Below are 15,852 nucleotides of genomic sequence, written 5' to 3' on the forward strand. Positions count from 1 at the left end.
TATCATTGGCCATTTTCTGTTCTTTAATCTCTTTTTCTAACGCCATAATCCGCTGTTGCTCAGCGGTTAACTCTCGATGACTAGTTTTATTCGGGGAAAGTTGCCTAATCCATTTATCTAGGGTTGATTTACCCACACCTAGATGGTTGGCAAGTTCGCTGATAGAAAGGTGTGCATTAGATAACGCATAATCCACTGATTGTTGTTTGAATTCAATACTAAATTTTTTGACCAGATATTTGTCTCCTATGATTTTTGTTTATATCATAGAGGCGACTTATGTCCAGTTTTTTTGCGAGGATCAGTGAATTGTGTACTAAGTTTGGGGTATTTACAATGATATTCTTTTATAACATCAATTCCATCCCCCGATACCGCAAATCTGGCTTTTTAATCCACGCTTGAGCATCAATAATTGCCAATTCTCGAGCCTCTTTTTGTTTGGTGACCTCTAGCACGTGATTAGCGGCATTGGCGGCTAATTCAAACGCCATTAATTGGGATTGTCCATTAATTAGATGCGCTGTAAACAAGCTACAAATTAAATCACCCACACCTAATGGACGATGTGGAAAGTCATATAGTGGGCGGGCAAGATGATAGTTTTGGGTTGGCGTAGCTAACACCATTTCAAATAGGTCGGTTGTTTTGCCAGCATGCACCAAATTTTTTACTAATATAGCTTTAATAGACTGTTTTTGTAGTTTTTTTATTGCATTTAGTACATCGTTAAATGTTTTAATTTCGATATCAGAAAGTATTTGTAATTCTAATAAATTTGGTGTGATATAATCGGCTTGTTTAACCGCTTGTTTAGTGAAGAAATCAATAATACCTTGTGGCAGTGAACTACCTTTATTGATATCGCCACCCATAACAGGATCACAAACATAGATAGCATTAGGGTTATAGTATTTAATTTTGTTGACTGCTTCTAAGATTTCTTCGCCTTGTTCAGCAAGACCAATATAGCCCGAAATAATGGCGTCAATAGACTTTAAGATCCCAATTTTTTCTAGACTATTAACTATTCGTGTAATTTGTTTAGCACCAAGCACTATGCCATCATAATGAGGATAAACCGTATTACTGGATAATTGCACGGTATGGATCGGCATAACTTCAACGCCTTGTAGCTGCATGGCTAATGTCGATACCTTGTTACCGGCATAACCATAAACAACATTTGATTGAATTGATAATACTGTTTTCATATGTTTGCCTTATTATTCGTCATAGTAATGATAGCGGTTTAGGAGATAGATACAGATGATAGATATCAATGCTAAACAACAATAAAACAAGGCTAATGGTATCCAAAAAGCTTTGTAAGTATAAATAATATATGCCCCTATCATCGGAATTAGGCTACCAAAAATGGCAGCGCAACCTTGATAGCTGATAGATAACCCTGTGTAACGTATTCTGGTAGGAAAAACTCGACTTAAATAGCCCGCTATTACGCCATAAAAGCCACTGTAGCAAATTACGTTGAGCGAAATACCAATAATAAAGCTATTTTTTGTGCCTAGCTGAATGATTGGGAATAATAAAAATACCGATCCCATTGCTAAGATTGCCGAACAAATTAAAAATCGTGTTGCCGAGTATTTTTCTGAAAAATAGGCAATAAAAGGTTGCACAACAAAATGCACAATCGCAATCCAAAATAGAGCATCAACAATTATCTTGTCTTCAATACCTAGTGCAATAGTGGTATAGCCAATCATTAATGTATTAGAAAATATTCCACTAAATGACAATACATTAGCGCCAATGCTTAAAATTAATAGTGGTGTTGATTTTTTTAAAACTTCAATAATCGGTATTGAGTCTTGCTTTAAGTTTGCTTGCTTTTTGCATGATTCGATAAAGACAGGTGACTCGGTTAAGGTGACTCTAGCAATAATGCCAATAATTAATAAAATAGAACTGGCTAAAAATGGAATACGCCAGTAGCCACTATTAATAAGCTCAGCTATAGGTGAACGGATAATATAAGAAAAGACCAATAATGCTAAAATATTTCCTGCTGGGCTTCCCCACTGTGCAAAGGAAGAAAAGAAGTTTTTTAACCCTTTTGGGGCATGTTCATTGGTCATAAGCACTGCACCGCCCCATTCACCACCAACCGCAATCCCTTGTAATATGCGTAATGTAACTAATAATATTGGTGATAAAATGCCTGCTTGTTGATAAGAGGGTAATAAACCAACACAGGTGGTGGCACACCCCATTAAAACCAACGTAGTAATTAACGATTTTTTACGCCCCAAACGATCACCAATATGACCAAATAGTAACGCTCCTAAAGGACGTGATAAAAATCCCACGGCAAAGGTGGCAAAAGATCCTAAGATTTGCACAAATTGATTATCATCAGGAAAAAAAAGCTGACCAAATATTAATACTGATGCCAAGGCATAGATATAAAAATCATACCATTCAATGGTCGTACCAATAAAGGCGGCAAAAGCGACTTTTTTAGCTGATGAATTGGACATAAGTAATCTTAGGGCTATCGCGGTTGTAAGTTAATAATGAGTACGAAACTAGCACAAAACTATTAATATGACAATTTGTTATCTTCTAAGAAAAGAAAAATGCAATGGATAGATTTAGTATCTAATTTAGTGACAGAATTAACTGTCACCTTTATTATTTTCCTCTATACAGAAACACGCAATTTTATGTTCATTATAATTAATAAGCTGTGGTTGTTCTGTTGTACAACGTGAAAATGCTAAACGGCATCGAGCATTAAACGCACAACCCATAGGTGGATTTAGCGGACTTGGTAATTCACCTTCTAATTTAATTCTATCTCGTCTAAGATCAGGATTTAATCTTGGGGTTGCTGATAATAGTGCCTGAGTATATGGATGTTTAGGGTTACGATAGATTTCATCTTTTCGTCCTTGTTCAACGCAACGACCCAAATACATTACCATTACGTCATCAGCAATGTGTTCAACGACGGAAAGGTCATGAGAAATAAAAATATAAGATAAACCTAGGTCTTGCTGTAGATCCATCATCAAATTTAGCACTTGTGCCCGTACAGAAACGTCTAATGCTGAAACAGGTTCATCAGCAACTACTATTTCGGGATCAAGCATTAAACCTCTTGCGATAGCAATGCGTTGACGTTGTCCTCCTGAAAACATATGGGGATAACGGTTATAAAACTCTTCTTTTAATCCAACTTTTTGCATCATTGATAGTACTTTTGCTTTACGATCATTTGCTGTTAGATCAGTATTAATAATTAGAGGCTCTTCTAATATGGAACCGATTTTTTTGCGGGGGTTCAATGATGAGTATGGATTCTGGAAAACGATTTGAATCTTTTGGCGACGCAATTTTTGAGCTTGTTGATCATTATCCAACAAATTCTGATTTTTAAAATAAATTTCTCCAGATGTGGGTTTTTCAATCATTGTTAGTAATCTTGCTAATGAGGATTTACCACAACCTGATTCACCGACAACCGCAAGTGTTTTAGCTTTGTCTAATGTAAAAGATACACCGTCAACGGCTTTAACTTGCTTGGTTTCAGAAAAAAGTCCCGCTTTAACATGATAATATTTTGTCAAGTTTCGGGCATCAAGCAGTAATTCATTATTTTCCATGTTATTGTTCATATTGTGGTATCCCTTCGCTTGATAGTGGATAATGACATTTTACTTTTCTAGTTTCACCATAGCTAACTAGTGCTGGTTCTTGGGTATAACAATGTTCAGTAGCATAAGGACAACGAGGGTTGAGTAAACAGCCTGTTGGTCGATCATATTTTCCTGGTACAACGCCTGATAATGATGCTAATCGCTCTTTGTCTTGAGTGAACTCAGGCAGTGATCGTAATAGTGCCTGTGTGTAAGGGTGTAATGGTTTTTTAAAGATAATTTCAGCATCGCCTATTTCAACCACCTGTCCAGCATACATTACAATAATTTTTTGTGCAGCCTCAGAAACTAACGCTAAGTCATGAGTAATAAGTATTAATGCCATATTATTTTTGCGTTGTAACTCAAGTAATAACTCAATAATTTGCCCTTGAATTGTGACATCTAGTGCTGTTGTTGGTTCATCAGCAATTAAGAGTTTTGGATTGCATGCAATGGCTATTGCAATCATTACTCGTTGGCTCATTCCGCCAGATAACTGGTGCGGGTAAACCTTTAATCGATTTCCAGCATCAGGAATTCCGACTAATTTAAGCAATTCAATCGCTCTTGCTTTGAGCGCTTTTTTACTGCCACCTTGGTGGATTTTTAATGTTTCAATGATTTGGTAACCTATGGTAAAACATGGGTTTAAGCTAGTCATCGGATCTTGAAAGATCATTGCCACATCTGCACCTACAATTTTACGGCGCATTTTAGTTGAGATTTGTTGAAGATCTTTGCCATCAAAGTGTAATGCATTTGCATTGACCTTACCGGGAAAATCAATTAATCCCATTATGGCGAGTGAACTCACTGATTTTCCTGAACCTGATTCACCAACAATACCAACAACTTGCCCTTGTTCAACGTCATAACTAATGTGATCTACTGCTTTAAATCCACCAAATTGAACAGATAATTCTTTTACTTCTAATAGTGCCATGACTGTATCTCCATTACTGTTTCAATTTAGGATCAAGTGCATCACGCAAACCGTCTCCCATTAAGTTGAAAGCTAACACTGTCATTAAAATTACTAAGCCAGGAAAGGTAACAACCCACCATGCAGATTGTGCAAATTGCAATACGTCAGCAAGCATTGTTCCCCATTCTGGTGTTGGTGGTTGTGCGCCCATGCCTAAAAAACCTAATGCAGCCATGTCTAAAATTGCGTTCGAAAATCCTAATGAAGCTTGAACAATTAATGGTGCTAAACAGTTTGGCAGAATATTTATAAACATCTGCCGTAAGGCTCCCGCTCCAGCAACTCGTGAGGCGATCACATAATCTTTATTAATTTCAGCAATCGTTGCTCCGCGTGTTAAGCGGACATAATGTGGTAATGCAACAAAAGCTAATGCTATTGAAGCGTTAATAATTGATGGACCAAATATTGCAACTAATACAAGTGCAAGTAGTAAACTCGGTAATGCAAGCATGATATCCACTGCACGCATAATTACATTGTCTAAAAAACCACCTGCATAACCAGCAATTAATCCTAATGTAATCCCTAAAATTAATGAGATAATAACTACTAAGCAACCGACTAATAAGGATAAACGGGCACCATAAATGAGTCTGGATAGGATATCTCGTCCTACATCGTCAGTCCCTAAAATAAATTGCCAGCTGCCATCTTTCATCCAAACGGGTGGTGCTAGTAATGCATCTCTAAATTGTTCAGAAGGGGAATGTGGTGCAACAAAATTAGCAAAGATAGCGAGTAATGTAACAATAATAATAAAGACCAGTCCAACGACTGCGCCTTTATTTTTTGAAAAATAGAACCAGAACTCACGCATAGGCGTTAATGGTTTAGGTACGACTAAACTGGTGTCTTGCGTATTGGTTGGTTCAGTAATAACCTGTTTATTCATCTGTAAAAACACTCTTATTTATGTCTAATACGTGGGTTAATAACCCCGTACAACATATCAACTAATAAATTCACTAAAATAATTATGACCGCAACAATTAAAACGCCACTTTGTACAACGGGGTAATCTCGACGCTGTAGCGCTTCAATTAACCAACGACCAATTCCTGGCCATGAAAAGACAGTTTCGGTCAATATGGCGCCGGCAAGCATTGTACCAACTTGTAAACCGATAACGGTAACAACAGGGATCATTGCATTACGCAATGCATGAACAAGGACGATTCGCATTCTACTAACGCCTTTAGCTCGTGCGGTTCGAATATAATCTTCACTCAATACTTCTAACATAGAAGAACGAGTCATGCGGACAATTACTGCTAATGGAATAGTTCCCAACACAATTGCAGGTAAAATTAAGTGAGTAACTGCATCGATAAAATCTTCCGTTTCACCCCATAATAAAGTATCAATTAACATAAATCCGGTTAAAGGATTACTTTCATCTAAGAAAAGCATATCACTAACACGACCAGATACTGGGGTTAAATTTAAGTGTACTGAGACTAACATGATTAGCATCATCCCCCACCAAAAAATTGGCATGGAGTAACCTGTTAAAGATAGTCCTATTGCTGTGTGATCAAATATTGAACCACGTTTCACTGCGGCAAGAACACCGATTGGGATTCCAAAACTAACAGCAAACAACATTGCACAAAATCCAAGTTCAAACGTTGCTTTAAATCGGGGTACAAATTCATCCCATACTGGAATTTGGCTTTTAAAAGAGGTTCCTAAATCGCCATGAAGCATGTTTATAATATATTGAAAATATTGTTGATACAGTGGTTTATCTAAACCCAGTTGAGTCATTAATTCAGCATGGCGTTCTGGGGTTAAACCTCGCTCTCCTGCAAGGACCATAATGGGATCACCCGGAATAAGGTGAACAAAAATAAAAGTAAGCAGTGTGATACAAATAAACGTTGGAATAAGTACACCTAACCGCTTTAGAATAAATTGAAACATGTAGTAGCTCTTAAATATTGCTTTTAAACTATCGTTTATAAAATAGATAAAATTTATTTTGTTATTAAAAATATGTTTATAGTACTAAAGTTAGTAAAACCCAACGTAACGATTAACCACACGTTGGTGGTTAATCGTTAGAAATACTATTTTTCAAGCGTAACTTGGTTAAAGTCATGTAATGATAAAGGTGCCATAATATAGCCTTTAACTTCTTTGCGTAATGGCATATAAACCATTGAATGTGCAATCATCAATGCAGGTGCTTGATTATGCATTTCAACTTGTGCTTGTTTATATAGCTCAACTCTTTTTTCGTGATTTGACTCAATACGGGCTTGTTGTAATAAATCATCAAATGGTTTATAGCACCAGTGTGAATAATTTGGACCACCAGCTTTAACCGCATCACAGCTCATTAAAACAGAATAAAAGTTATCTGGATCGCCATTATCTCCAGTCCAGCCCATTAATACAGCATCATGTTCACCATCACGAATACGAGATAAATACTCTCCCCATTCATAACTCACAATTTTAGCTGTTACACCAATTTTAGCCCAATCCGCTTGAATCATTTCGGCCATACGGCGTGCATTTGGGTTATATGGGCGTTGTACTGGCATTGCCCATAAACTGATAGTAAACCCTTTCTCTAATCCCGCTGATTTTAATAATTCTTTTGCTTGCGCTGGATCATAAGGATAATCTTTTACTTCATCGTTATAACTCCACATAGATGGTGGAATAAAGTTTTTAGCTGGTTCTGCCGCACCTTGAAAAACAGCTTTTATAATCGCATCTTTGTTCACGGCCATATTTAATGCTTGACGAACTTGCAACTTATCAAGTGGTGGCTTATCCATATTGTAGGCTAAATAGCCAATATTAACCCCAGCCATTTCTTTAACAATAATATTATTGTCTGATTTCATTCTCTCAATATCTGCTACATTTGGATATGGCATCGCATGACATTCTCCTTTTTGTAATTTGGCATAACGAATTGTAGGATCTGGTGTAATTGAAAACACTAAACGATCAAGCTGGGCTTTAGGGCCAAAATAATCGGGATTTGCTTTATAAAGAATTCTTGAATCTTTTTGGTATTGAACAAAAGTAAACGGACCAGTACCAACGGGGACTAAATCAACTTTTTCGGGTGTGCCATTTTTAAGCATAGTATCAGCATATTCGGCTGATAAAATAGAAGCAAATGACATTGCTAAATCGGCTAAGAAAGGAGCTTCTGGATGGTTTAATTCAAATACGACAGTATAGTCATCAATCTTTTTAATTTCTTTGATTAAATCTGGAAATCCCATGCTTCCAAAGTATTCATATTGCCCACCAGAAACTTTGTGATAAGGATGATTCTTATCCTTTTGTCGCATAAATGTAAAAATAACATCATCAGCATTTAGGTTTCGTGTTGGTTTGAACTCTTTATTGCTATGCCATTTAACATCATCGCGTAAATGAAAAGTATAGGTTAAACCATCTTGGCCGATATCCCAAGATTTCGCTAAAGCAGGTTCAATTTCGGTAGTACCTAATTTAAATTCTACCAAACGATTATAAACAGGAACTGCACTCGCATCCATTGAAATACCACTTGTTGCTAACTGTGGATTAAATATTTCAGGTGAAGCTTCTGCACAATAAACTAACGTTCCTGCAGCATGAAGTTGTGCACTCGCAAGCATTGTTATTAGTCCTGCGCCCAACAAAAATTTACGTTTATATTTCCTTAGATTACTCATAAAACCACTCCAATTATTTAACTGTAAACCGATTTTGTAACATTTAAACACAGGTAAGAATGTCGTATTTTTAATATTTTTTAAATATAGATTTAGAAAAACACTCTAAATTTGATTTTTATATCAATTAATTTTTACTTTGTTTAAATTAGTACTTTCCTACCACTTGCACATATATGGTGCAAATTGAACCATAATTAAGATTACGACTTTTGATTGAAAATAGCTTTCAACATGAGCATAATGGTAGTTAAGTGCTATGCAACAAATAAAATTTGCAAAGATAATGCCACTTTTTATTCAAAAAAATCTATATTAAAGAAAATAATGAAAAAATACATAAATATTTTTTTGTTTAATAATTGATTTTTTGCAGTCTATTATAATTAGTGTAGATGAAACAAAAAGAAAGGCTTTAGGAGTAAACCTGCTAGAAGCAGGTCTTAGAATTTGGTGATTGGTGCCCGGACGCGGAATCGAAGATGTGGGTTTAAGCCTAGTGGTGACTAGATTTGATAAATTTAGATGAAAAATGTACCCGTATTTGTATCCTTAAATTGATCGGCTTTAAAAATGTACAATTAAGCTCAATTTTATTACCATAAAGAGATTAGCATTGTTCTTGCCTGAATTCCAGAATCAACAAACCCAAATTTAATATAAATGCATTAGCTTCATCTGTTAAGCTATGTACCAATAGCGCTCTAGAACCAACTTGTTTAGAGACTTCTTTCGAGCGTAATATAGCATCTTTTAATAATGCTGCACCTAATCCTTTTGCTTTGTTATTTTTATCAATAGCTAAACGGCCTAAAATAATAACTGGAATAGGATCTGGCATATTGCGCTTAAATCTACTCAATGTTAGTTGTCGATGCTGGATACTACCTGTTGATAAACAATAAAAGCCGATTACTTTGTTATTGTCACAAATTACAAATGTACGTGAAGCACCATTTTTTTGATTTTTTAAGGATTTTTTCTTCAACCATTCATTCAAAGACAACTCTTCACAATCAAATGATGTAAAATCATGATGTTCATTCAATAAGTGCGGAGCTTCTATTTTTCCCATGGTGACTTCTGAGACAATAAAGCTTGAATTTTTTCATTACTATCAAAAGAGGCTTCTATTGCATGATTGAAGGCATTTATCTGTTCATCGTCGATTAAAAAAAGGCGCTGATCAAGCAAAACATCTTCAGCCTTCGAGCAGGCCGCTTATCACTAATGAATTCCCCTTATAAAGCTTTAAATAAGCTTTATAAGGGGAATAACTAATCATTCAATACATTTTGAAATAGTAGAAATACAATACTCTTCAGGAACACTTTTACCATCGTAATCGCAACTAAAAATTTCACCCGTATAATAGATGTAATTACCAGAATAAAATGTACCACTTTGTTCAAGTACAATATCATGGCCATATCGTTCGTAATCAAAGTAATTAGCTAAGTTACCGAGTTCTTTTAAACTATAACAACCACTTTCAGCAATCCAGTAGAAACCTAAATCATATTCATTGCTGATGTTATATAGACATTGAAAACAATCTAGATTATCTGCTAGGTTAATTAAATCAACAATTGAATTAACGTATCCGCCAATATCAATTGCAGCTTCATAAATTTCCATTTCATCATGACTTAATTCATCAAGTTTACAGGCTAAATAATTTAGTTCATTAAGATTGCTATTTTCAGAGATATAATTTGTTATGCCATATACAGACGATTTGTAACCACTTAAAAAGAACTCTTTGTAATTAACACTATCAATGCCAATTTGTTTAAAGCATTGTTTTATTTTTTCTGGTGTTGTTGGTAGCTCTAGCCATTCGCCGATCAATTTTCCTTCGTTATATTTTTCTAAATTGGTGATAAATACTGAGATCGTACCAGAACCCACCGTAGTGGATTTTAGGCATGATGATACACTAGGTAATGTTTGCATAAACAATTCCTTAATTTTTTGATATTAATTGATATTGAGAAATGAATTAAATAGTAAGGTATTTTTTAATTTGTTTTGAACTCATAAGGCATAATAAACTCAGTGCGGATTGAATCTAAGTAATCAGCCCACCATTGAACCATTTTAGTTCGTTCGATAATGTGTTGTGCTTTATGGATATAAGCGGCTCTAACGCCATTACGTTCTTGATGACTCATCTGGCGTTCAACTGCATCTCGTGACCAGAGATTCGATTCAACTAATGCACTACAAGCCATAGTTCTAAAACCATGTCCACAAAGTTCTGTCTTGGTATCATAACCCATTATTCGAAGTGCTTTGTTAATTGTGTTTTCGCTCATTGGTTTTCTTGCAGAATGATCACCAATAAATACCAGTTCATACATTCCACTAATTTCATGTATTTGTTTTAAAACATTAATTGCTTGATCGCTTAATGGAACCAAATGTATCCGGTTTTGTATCCGAAATTGCACTTGATTTGGGGGGATTTCAGTTGAACTCGATTGAGTAGTGAATCTTAGTGAAAGTCTTATCTGAAAATGGTTTAGACATAAAAAAACCTGCTAGAAGCAGGTCTTAGAATTTGGTGATTGGTGCCCGGACGCGGAATCGAACCACGGACACGGGGATTTTCAATCCCCTGCTCTACCGACTGAGCTATCCGGGCAACAATGGATGCACATTAAACACGATTTGCGATTATCAGTCAATCCCTTTTGTAATATTTTTTAAAAATATATATTGTTTGGTTGAAAAATAGCTAATCATCTTCATATTAAAAAATAATTTCTAATAATATGTTTTTATCCTTATAGGAATTATATATGCGATTTGTTGGCTTTATTATCTTTTTTATTTATGTTTATTTTGAACTCACCTTTTTCATAGCTGTTGCCAATTCAATTGGTATTTTTCTTGCTTTAATTTGTATTATTGCAACATCTATTCTTGGTTTCTCGTTAGTTAAAACTCAGGGTTTGAAAAACCTTAGTATTATGCAACAAAAAATAGCTAACAATGAAAGCTATAAAAATGAAGTAATTAGAAGTGTAGCTTTGCTTTTTGCTGGTTTTTTCTTGCTTATTCCAGGTTTTTTAACTGATATTTTAGGTGCAATCTTATTAATACCCCATGTACAAGATCATATCGTGGAATTTATTGTTCGAAAAATACCAATAAGATCAAAATTTTCTTCATCACAAATGCACTATCAAGAGGGTGATATTATTGAAGGTGAATTCAAACAGAAGAATGATGAATAAATAATCAGTTGGACTTTTTTTTAAATTTGTTCTCTTGAAGAATTTAAAATAATCCCCATATATTGTGCACTACATTAAAAAATCATAATTCTATGATTTCTGTTAATAATTATCTTAATTAAAAAATTAGTGCTAGGAGATAACTAATGAAAATTCGTCCATTGCATGATCGTGTGATCATTAAACGTAAAGAAGTAGAATCAAAATCAGCTGGTGGTATTGTTTTAACTGGTTCGGCAGCAGGTAAATCAACTCGCGGAGAAGTTTTAGCTGTTGGTAATGGTCGCATTTTAGAAAATGGTCAAGTACAGCCGCTAGATGTTAAAGTGGGAGATATCGTAATTTTTAATGAAGGATACGGCGTTAAAACAGAAAAAATCGATAATGAAGAAGTGCTTATCTTATCTGAAAGCGATATTTTAGCGATTGTACAAGCATAACTGACAACTAATTTAATTTATATACAGAATTTAGGAGAAATACGAAGATGGCAGCTAAAGATGTGAAATTTGGTAATGACGCTCGCGCCAAAATGCTTAAAGGCGTTAATGTATTAGCCGATGCAGTTAAAGTAACATTAGGTCCAAAAGGACGTAATGTAGTATTAGATAAATCTTTTGGCGCACCAACCATTACTAAAGATGGTGTTTCTGTTGCTCGTGAAATCGAATTAGAAGATAAATTCGAAAATATGGGTGCGCAAATGGTTAAAGAGGTCGCATCTAAAGCAAATGATGCAGCAGGTGATGGTACAACTACTGCAACTGTTCTTGCTCAAGCGATTGTTAATGAAGGTTTAAAAGCTGTTGCTGCTGGTATGAATCCAATGGATTTAAAACGTGGTATTGATAAAGCAGTTGTTGCAGCTGTTGAAGAGCTTAAAAATTTATCTGCACCATGTGCTGATTCTAAAGCCATTGCTCAAGTAGGTACAATTTCAGCTAACTCTGATGAAACTGTTGGTACTTTAATTGCTCAGGCAATGGAAAAAGTAGGTAAAGAAGGTGTTATTACAGTTGAAGATGGTACTGGTTTACAAGATGAGCTTGATGTTGTTGAGGGTATGCAGTTTGATCGTGGTTACCTATCACCATACTTTATCAATAAACCTGAAACTGCAACTGTAGAATTAGATAGCCCATATATTTTATTAGCCGATAAAAAAATCTCTAACATCCGCGAATTATTACCATTGCTTGAAGCTGTAGCTAAAGCAGGTAAATCTTTATTGATTATCGCAGAAGATGTTGAAGGCGAAGCACTTGCAACATTAGTTGTGAATACTATGCGTGGCATTGTTAAAGTTGCAGCTGTTAAAGCTCCTGGCTTTGGCGATCGTCGTAAAGCAATGTTACAAGATATTGCAATCTTAACCGCGGGTACTGTAATTTCAGAAGAAATTGGTTTAGAACTTGAAAAAACAACTCTTGAAGATTTAGGTCAAGCAAAACGTGTTGTAATCAATAAAGACAACACAACTATCATTGATGGTATTGGTGAAGAGTCATTAATCAATGCTCGCGTTGAACAAATTCGTAAACAAATCGAAGAATCAACTTCTGACTATGATAAAGAAAAACTTCAAGAACGCGTTGCGAAACTTGCTGGTGGTGTTGCTGTAATTAAAGTTGGTGCGGCAACTGAAGTTGAAATGAAAGAGAAAAAAGCCCGTGTTGAAGACGCATTACATGCAACTCGTGCAGCTGTTGAAGAAGGTGTTGTAGCCGGTGGTGGTGTTGCTCTTGTTCGTGCCGCAACTACTATTTCAGAACTTAAGGGTGCAAATGAAGATCAAAACGTTGGTATCAAAGTTGCACTTCGTGCGATGGAAGCTCCATTACGTCAAATCGTTACTAACTGCGGTGAAGAAGCATCTGTTGTTGTTAATGCTGTTAAAGGTGGTAAAGGTAACTATGGTTACAATGCCGCAACTGAAGAATATGGCGATATGATTGCAATGGGTATTTTAGACCCAACTAAAGTAACTCGTAGTGCATTACAATATGCTGCATCTGTTGCTGGTCTTATGATTACAACTGAATGTATGGTAACTGATTTACCTAAAGATGATAAGGCTGACTTAGGTGCCGCTGGTGGTATGGGTGGCATGGGTGGTATGGGCGGAATGATGTAATTCTCTTCGTCAGTACGAAATAATCTTATCAATACAGACCACTCGTTTATGCGAGTGGTTTTTTTATGGATTTTTTCTTTAGTTATATTTTCTCTTTATCAAATAACTGCAAAATAAAAATATACAATTGATTAAAAATACCAATAATAATTTAAATCTTTAATCGATTAAATAAAGTATAAATAATAATTTGTTATACCAGCAAAAAGCTTGCTCTATAATCGATGATTATCATTTATTTTTTAATTCTCCAATTTTGGATGACTGTTTTACTTGTCAAAATCAGATGTTAAATAGATAATAACATTATGAAAAGATGAAATTTATCTTTTCTATAAGATCAAATTATTGATCTAAACTTTATTTTTTATTTGAAATAGAATTTAAAGTAATTAAATAATAAGTGAATATATAAATAAGCAATAAGGAAATTGATCGGGAAAAAATTCAAAAATTTGATAGATTTAAAGAATATCTTCAATCAATTTCTAAAGAGATGTCTAAACATCGTATTGAGATGACTGATACCGAAGTATTTGCTGAATTACAACGTGTGTATGCTGACTTTAATAATGACCTTAATGATTTTATCGAAAAAAATAAAACGACTTACCGAACTCACCGATGCTTTATATAACTTACGCCAAAATGGTGAAACCCGAAATGCATTAGCTCAAATTAAAGCCGATCAAGAATGGTACGAAAAAAAGTAACGCAAAAAGCAAATGTGCAAAGTGAAATTGTTAATATTGAAAAAAAATATCTGAATTAAAAAAAGAAATAGAGTTATTACAACAGGATAAAAAGTTTTTTGACCTAGGGAAAATTAAAGCTGCATCAAAAGCTAAAATTGTGACTAAATGAAGAAAAAATAGCTCAATTAAATCAACAAATAAAAAATAAAAATAAAGAATTAGATGATATTCAGATAGAAATTACAAAGCGTCACGAGCAACGCTCTGAATCAATCGATGTTGAGAAATTAAAAGAGTTACTAAATTTAACTTCAGAACAGTATACATTACGTCAAGCTGATATGGTTGAATCGGCATTAAAATTTGTGAATCAAGGTAAAGAGCGTTTTGGTGCAATTCGTAATCATCTTGAAAAAATGGTTAAACAGTTTGAAGGACTTAGTGACGATAATGGCAATATGATACAAATTTATGCCATTATGAACGAAGTGACCAAAAAAGTAGAGAAAGTCCATCGTGAACGTAGACAAGGGCTTGAGTATAAAGATGTTGGTGATAATTTGTTAGAGTCAATGAAGCTTGATGAAACACGCCGTAATTTGGATGAACACATTGATACTGTATCCACAGCAACTGTCGATACTATGCAAACCTATGGTGAATTAACAACTGAAGCTATTAAAATTCGTAATATGCAAGCAGCAACCAAAAAACAAGTTGAAAGTGCAAGAGCAATGCTACAAAATTTAGCGGAATTTGGTGATACCCAAAAAGAAGCGACTGAAATCACCCGTGCGGCACTAAAAACAATGCGAGCAAATTTGGAAGAAATTGAAAAAATGTCCAAAGATGTTCAAAGTGATACACGAGAATTTATTGCGGTGACAGGTGATGTTTTATCAGAAAAATTTGAAACCCCAAAAGGTAGCTCACATACTAGTTCACCCTTTAAACTATAACAAAGGAATGCACAATGTATTTAGTTAGAGGGCGTGAATATTTAGGGCAATACCCTAATTTTACTTTAGTAGGAAGGGAACATGATTTAGAGAGAATATCGTCTATTCTCATACGAAAATCATCAAATTCTCTTTTGTTGACAGGCCCACAGAGGTGTTTCAATGCTTACCCTTGGTTTATAGGCGGCTAAAAATAACCCAGATACACCATTTGATTTGATTGTAAAAAATTATTTTGGTTAAATGGTGATGCTCTTTTTTCTAGCGGCGATAGTACTAAGATAAATAATGAATTTCAAAGTATTTTAAAAAAGCTAATGCAAACTCCTGAGTCAGTGCTGATTATTACTGATACGGCTAATTTTTTAGAAGCAGCACATAATACAGGTAATGCTCATTTTATAAATGCTCTTAACAACGCCGATAAATCAAATAATTTTCAAGTTATCCTCGAAGTTCGTGATGAGAAACTTAGTAGTG

14 protein-coding genes, 1 tRNA gene and 3 pseudogenes are annotated in these 15,852 nt (G+C 34.8%); 5 read left to right on the plus strand and 13 right to left on the minus strand.

Annotated features, from left to right (window positions below):
- The 13 genes and pseudogenes from ACGH49_RS08000 to ACGH49_RS08060 all read right to left on the minus strand — a co-directional run.
- On the minus strand, window positions 1–235 hold a 235-nt coding region (locus tag ACGH49_RS08000; RefSeq protein ID WP_411589005.1), incomplete at its 3' end, for a transposase.
- A gap of 112 nt (window positions 236–347) precedes the next feature.
- Window positions 348–1,214 (minus strand): pyridoxal kinase PdxY, encoded by an 867-nt coding sequence (gene pdxY / locus ACGH49_RS08005; RefSeq protein ID WP_411588957.1) that lies wholly within the window; start codon window positions 1,212–1,214, stop codon window positions 348–350.
- Window positions 1,215–1,226: 12 nt separating this feature from the next.
- Window positions 1,227–2,504 (minus strand): MFS transporter, encoded by a 1,278-nt coding sequence (locus ACGH49_RS08010; protein WP_174799285.1) that lies wholly within the window; start codon window positions 2,502–2,504, stop codon window positions 1,227–1,229.
- Between the two features lie 138 nt (window positions 2,505–2,642).
- Entirely contained in the window at window positions 2,643–3,644 is a 1,002-nt protein-coding gene (locus tag ACGH49_RS08015; protein ID WP_411588958.1) for a peptide ABC transporter ATP-binding protein, read from the minus strand.
- A complete protein-coding gene (gene dppD / locus ACGH49_RS08020; RefSeq protein ID WP_411588959.1) occupies window positions 3,634–4,611 on the minus strand; it encodes a dipeptide ABC transporter ATP-binding protein in 978 nt (325 codons plus the stop codon). Before dppD ends, ACGH49_RS08015 begins: the two co-directional genes overlap by 11 nt.
- 13 nt (window positions 4,612–4,624) lie before the next feature.
- Window positions 4,625–5,548: a dipeptide ABC transporter permease DppC gene (dppC, locus tag ACGH49_RS08025; protein ID WP_085165856.1), complete on the minus strand. Its 924-nt coding sequence runs from the start codon at window positions 5,546–5,548 to the stop codon at window positions 4,625–4,627.
- Window positions 5,549–5,562: 14 nt separating this feature from the next.
- Complete coding sequence (gene dppB / locus ACGH49_RS08030; RefSeq protein ID WP_034914661.1) at window positions 5,563–6,579, minus strand: dipeptide ABC transporter permease DppB; 1,017 nt, start codon at window positions 6,577–6,579, stop codon at window positions 5,563–5,565.
- Between the two features lie 146 nt (window positions 6,580–6,725).
- A complete protein-coding gene (locus ACGH49_RS08035; RefSeq protein WP_411588960.1) occupies window positions 6,726–8,342 on the minus strand; it encodes an ABC transporter substrate-binding protein in 1,617 nt (538 codons plus the stop codon).
- Window positions 8,343–8,938: 596 nt separating this feature from the next.
- A pseudogene (locus ACGH49_RS08040) lies at window positions 8,939–9,408 on the minus strand (GNAT family N-acetyltransferase).
- Window positions 9,405–9,551: pseudogene (locus tag ACGH49_RS08045) on the minus strand (DUF1778 domain-containing protein); the annotation flags it as partial. The pseudogenes ACGH49_RS08045 and ACGH49_RS08040, both read right to left, overlap by 4 nt.
- Before the next feature lie 72 nt (window positions 9,552–9,623).
- Window positions 9,624–10,298 carry an antirestriction protein ArdA gene (locus tag ACGH49_RS08050; protein ID WP_411588961.1) on the minus strand — a complete coding sequence of 225 codons (675 nt, stop codon included), beginning with the start codon at window positions 10,296–10,298 and terminating at the stop codon, window positions 9,624–9,626.
- 65 nt (window positions 10,299–10,363) lie between these two features.
- Window positions 10,364–10,768 (minus strand): annotated as a pseudogene (locus ACGH49_RS08055) (tyrosine-type recombinase/integrase); the annotation flags it as partial.
- Between the two features lie 145 nt (window positions 10,769–10,913).
- Window positions 10,914–10,989, minus strand: a tRNA-Phe gene (locus ACGH49_RS08060).
- Window positions 10,990–11,146: 157 nt separating this feature from the next.
- Between ACGH49_RS08060 and ACGH49_RS08065 the strand changes: the two genes are divergently transcribed.
- The 5 genes from ACGH49_RS08065 (at window position 11,147) to ACGH49_RS08085 (ending at window position 15,372) form a co-directional block, all read left to right on the plus strand.
- Window positions 11,147–11,584, plus strand: coding sequence for an FxsA family protein (locus tag ACGH49_RS08065; protein ID WP_411588962.1), 438 nt, complete (start codon window positions 11,147–11,149; stop codon window positions 11,582–11,584).
- A 146-nt stretch (window positions 11,585–11,730) separates the two neighbouring features.
- Entirely contained in the window at window positions 11,731–12,024 is a 294-nt protein-coding gene (locus tag ACGH49_RS08070) for a co-chaperone GroES (RefSeq protein ID WP_034915350.1), read from the plus strand.
- 47 nt (window positions 12,025–12,071) lie between these two features.
- Complete coding sequence (gene groL / locus ACGH49_RS08075) at window positions 12,072–13,718, plus strand: chaperonin GroEL (protein ID WP_065607100.1); 1,647 nt, start codon at window positions 12,072–12,074, stop codon at window positions 13,716–13,718.
- A gap of 496 nt (window positions 13,719–14,214) precedes the next feature.
- A complete protein-coding gene (locus ACGH49_RS08080; protein WP_411588964.1) occupies window positions 14,215–14,355 on the plus strand; it encodes a hypothetical protein in 141 nt (46 codons plus the stop codon).
- Between the two features lie 399 nt (window positions 14,356–14,754).
- Window positions 14,755–15,372: a hypothetical protein gene (locus ACGH49_RS08085; protein ID WP_411588965.1), complete on the plus strand. Its 618-nt coding sequence runs from the start codon at window positions 14,755–14,757 to the stop codon at window positions 15,370–15,372.
- Window positions 15,373–15,852 lie beyond the last annotated feature (480 nt).

The organism is Gilliamella sp. BG7 (assembly GCF_046635565.1).
GTDB lineage: Bacteria > Pseudomonadota > Gammaproteobacteria > Enterobacterales > Orbaceae > Gilliamella > Gilliamella apicola_P.

Excerpts from the sequence above, each read along its gene's own strand:
- pdxY (WP_411588957.1), bottom strand. The coding sequence starts at position 1,214 with ATGAAAACAGTATTATCAATTCAATCAAATGTTGTTTATGGTTATGCC.
- ACGH49_RS08010 (WP_174799285.1), bottom strand. The coding sequence starts at position 2,504 with ATGTCCAATTCATCAGCTAAAAAAGTCGCTTTTGCCGCCTTTATTGGT.
- ACGH49_RS08015 (WP_411588958.1), bottom strand. The coding sequence starts at position 3,644 with ATGAACAATAACATGGAAAATAATGAATTACTGCTTGATGCCCGAAAC.
- dppD (WP_411588959.1), bottom strand. The coding sequence starts at position 4,611 with ATGGCACTATTAGAAGTAAAAGAATTATCTGTTCAATTTGGTGGATTT.
- dppC (WP_085165856.1), bottom strand. The coding sequence starts at position 5,548 with ATGAATAAACAGGTTATTACTGAACCAACCAATACGCAAGACACCAGT.
- dppB (WP_034914661.1), bottom strand. The coding sequence starts at position 6,579 with ATGTTTCAATTTATTCTAAAGCGGTTAGGTGTACTTATTCCAACGTTT.
- ACGH49_RS08035 (WP_411588960.1), bottom strand. The coding sequence starts at position 8,342 with ATGAGTAATCTAAGGAAATATAAACGTAAATTTTTGTTGGGCGCAGGA.
- ACGH49_RS08050 (WP_411588961.1), bottom strand. The coding sequence starts at position 10,298 with ATGCAAACATTACCTAGTGTATCATCATGCCTAAAATCCACTACGGTG.
- ACGH49_RS08065 (WP_411588962.1), top strand. The coding sequence starts at position 11,147 with ATGCGATTTGTTGGCTTTATTATCTTTTTTATTTATGTTTATTTTGAA.
- ACGH49_RS08070 (WP_034915350.1), top strand. The coding sequence starts at position 11,731 with ATGAAAATTCGTCCATTGCATGATCGTGTGATCATTAAACGTAAAGAA.
- groL (WP_065607100.1), top strand. The coding sequence starts at position 12,072 with ATGGCAGCTAAAGATGTGAAATTTGGTAATGACGCTCGCGCCAAAATG.
- ACGH49_RS08080 (WP_411588964.1), top strand. The coding sequence starts at position 14,215 with ATGTCTAAACATCGTATTGAGATGACTGATACCGAAGTATTTGCTGAA.
- ACGH49_RS08085 (WP_411588965.1), top strand. The coding sequence starts at position 14,755 with ATGGTTGAATCGGCATTAAAATTTGTGAATCAAGGTAAAGAGCGTTTT.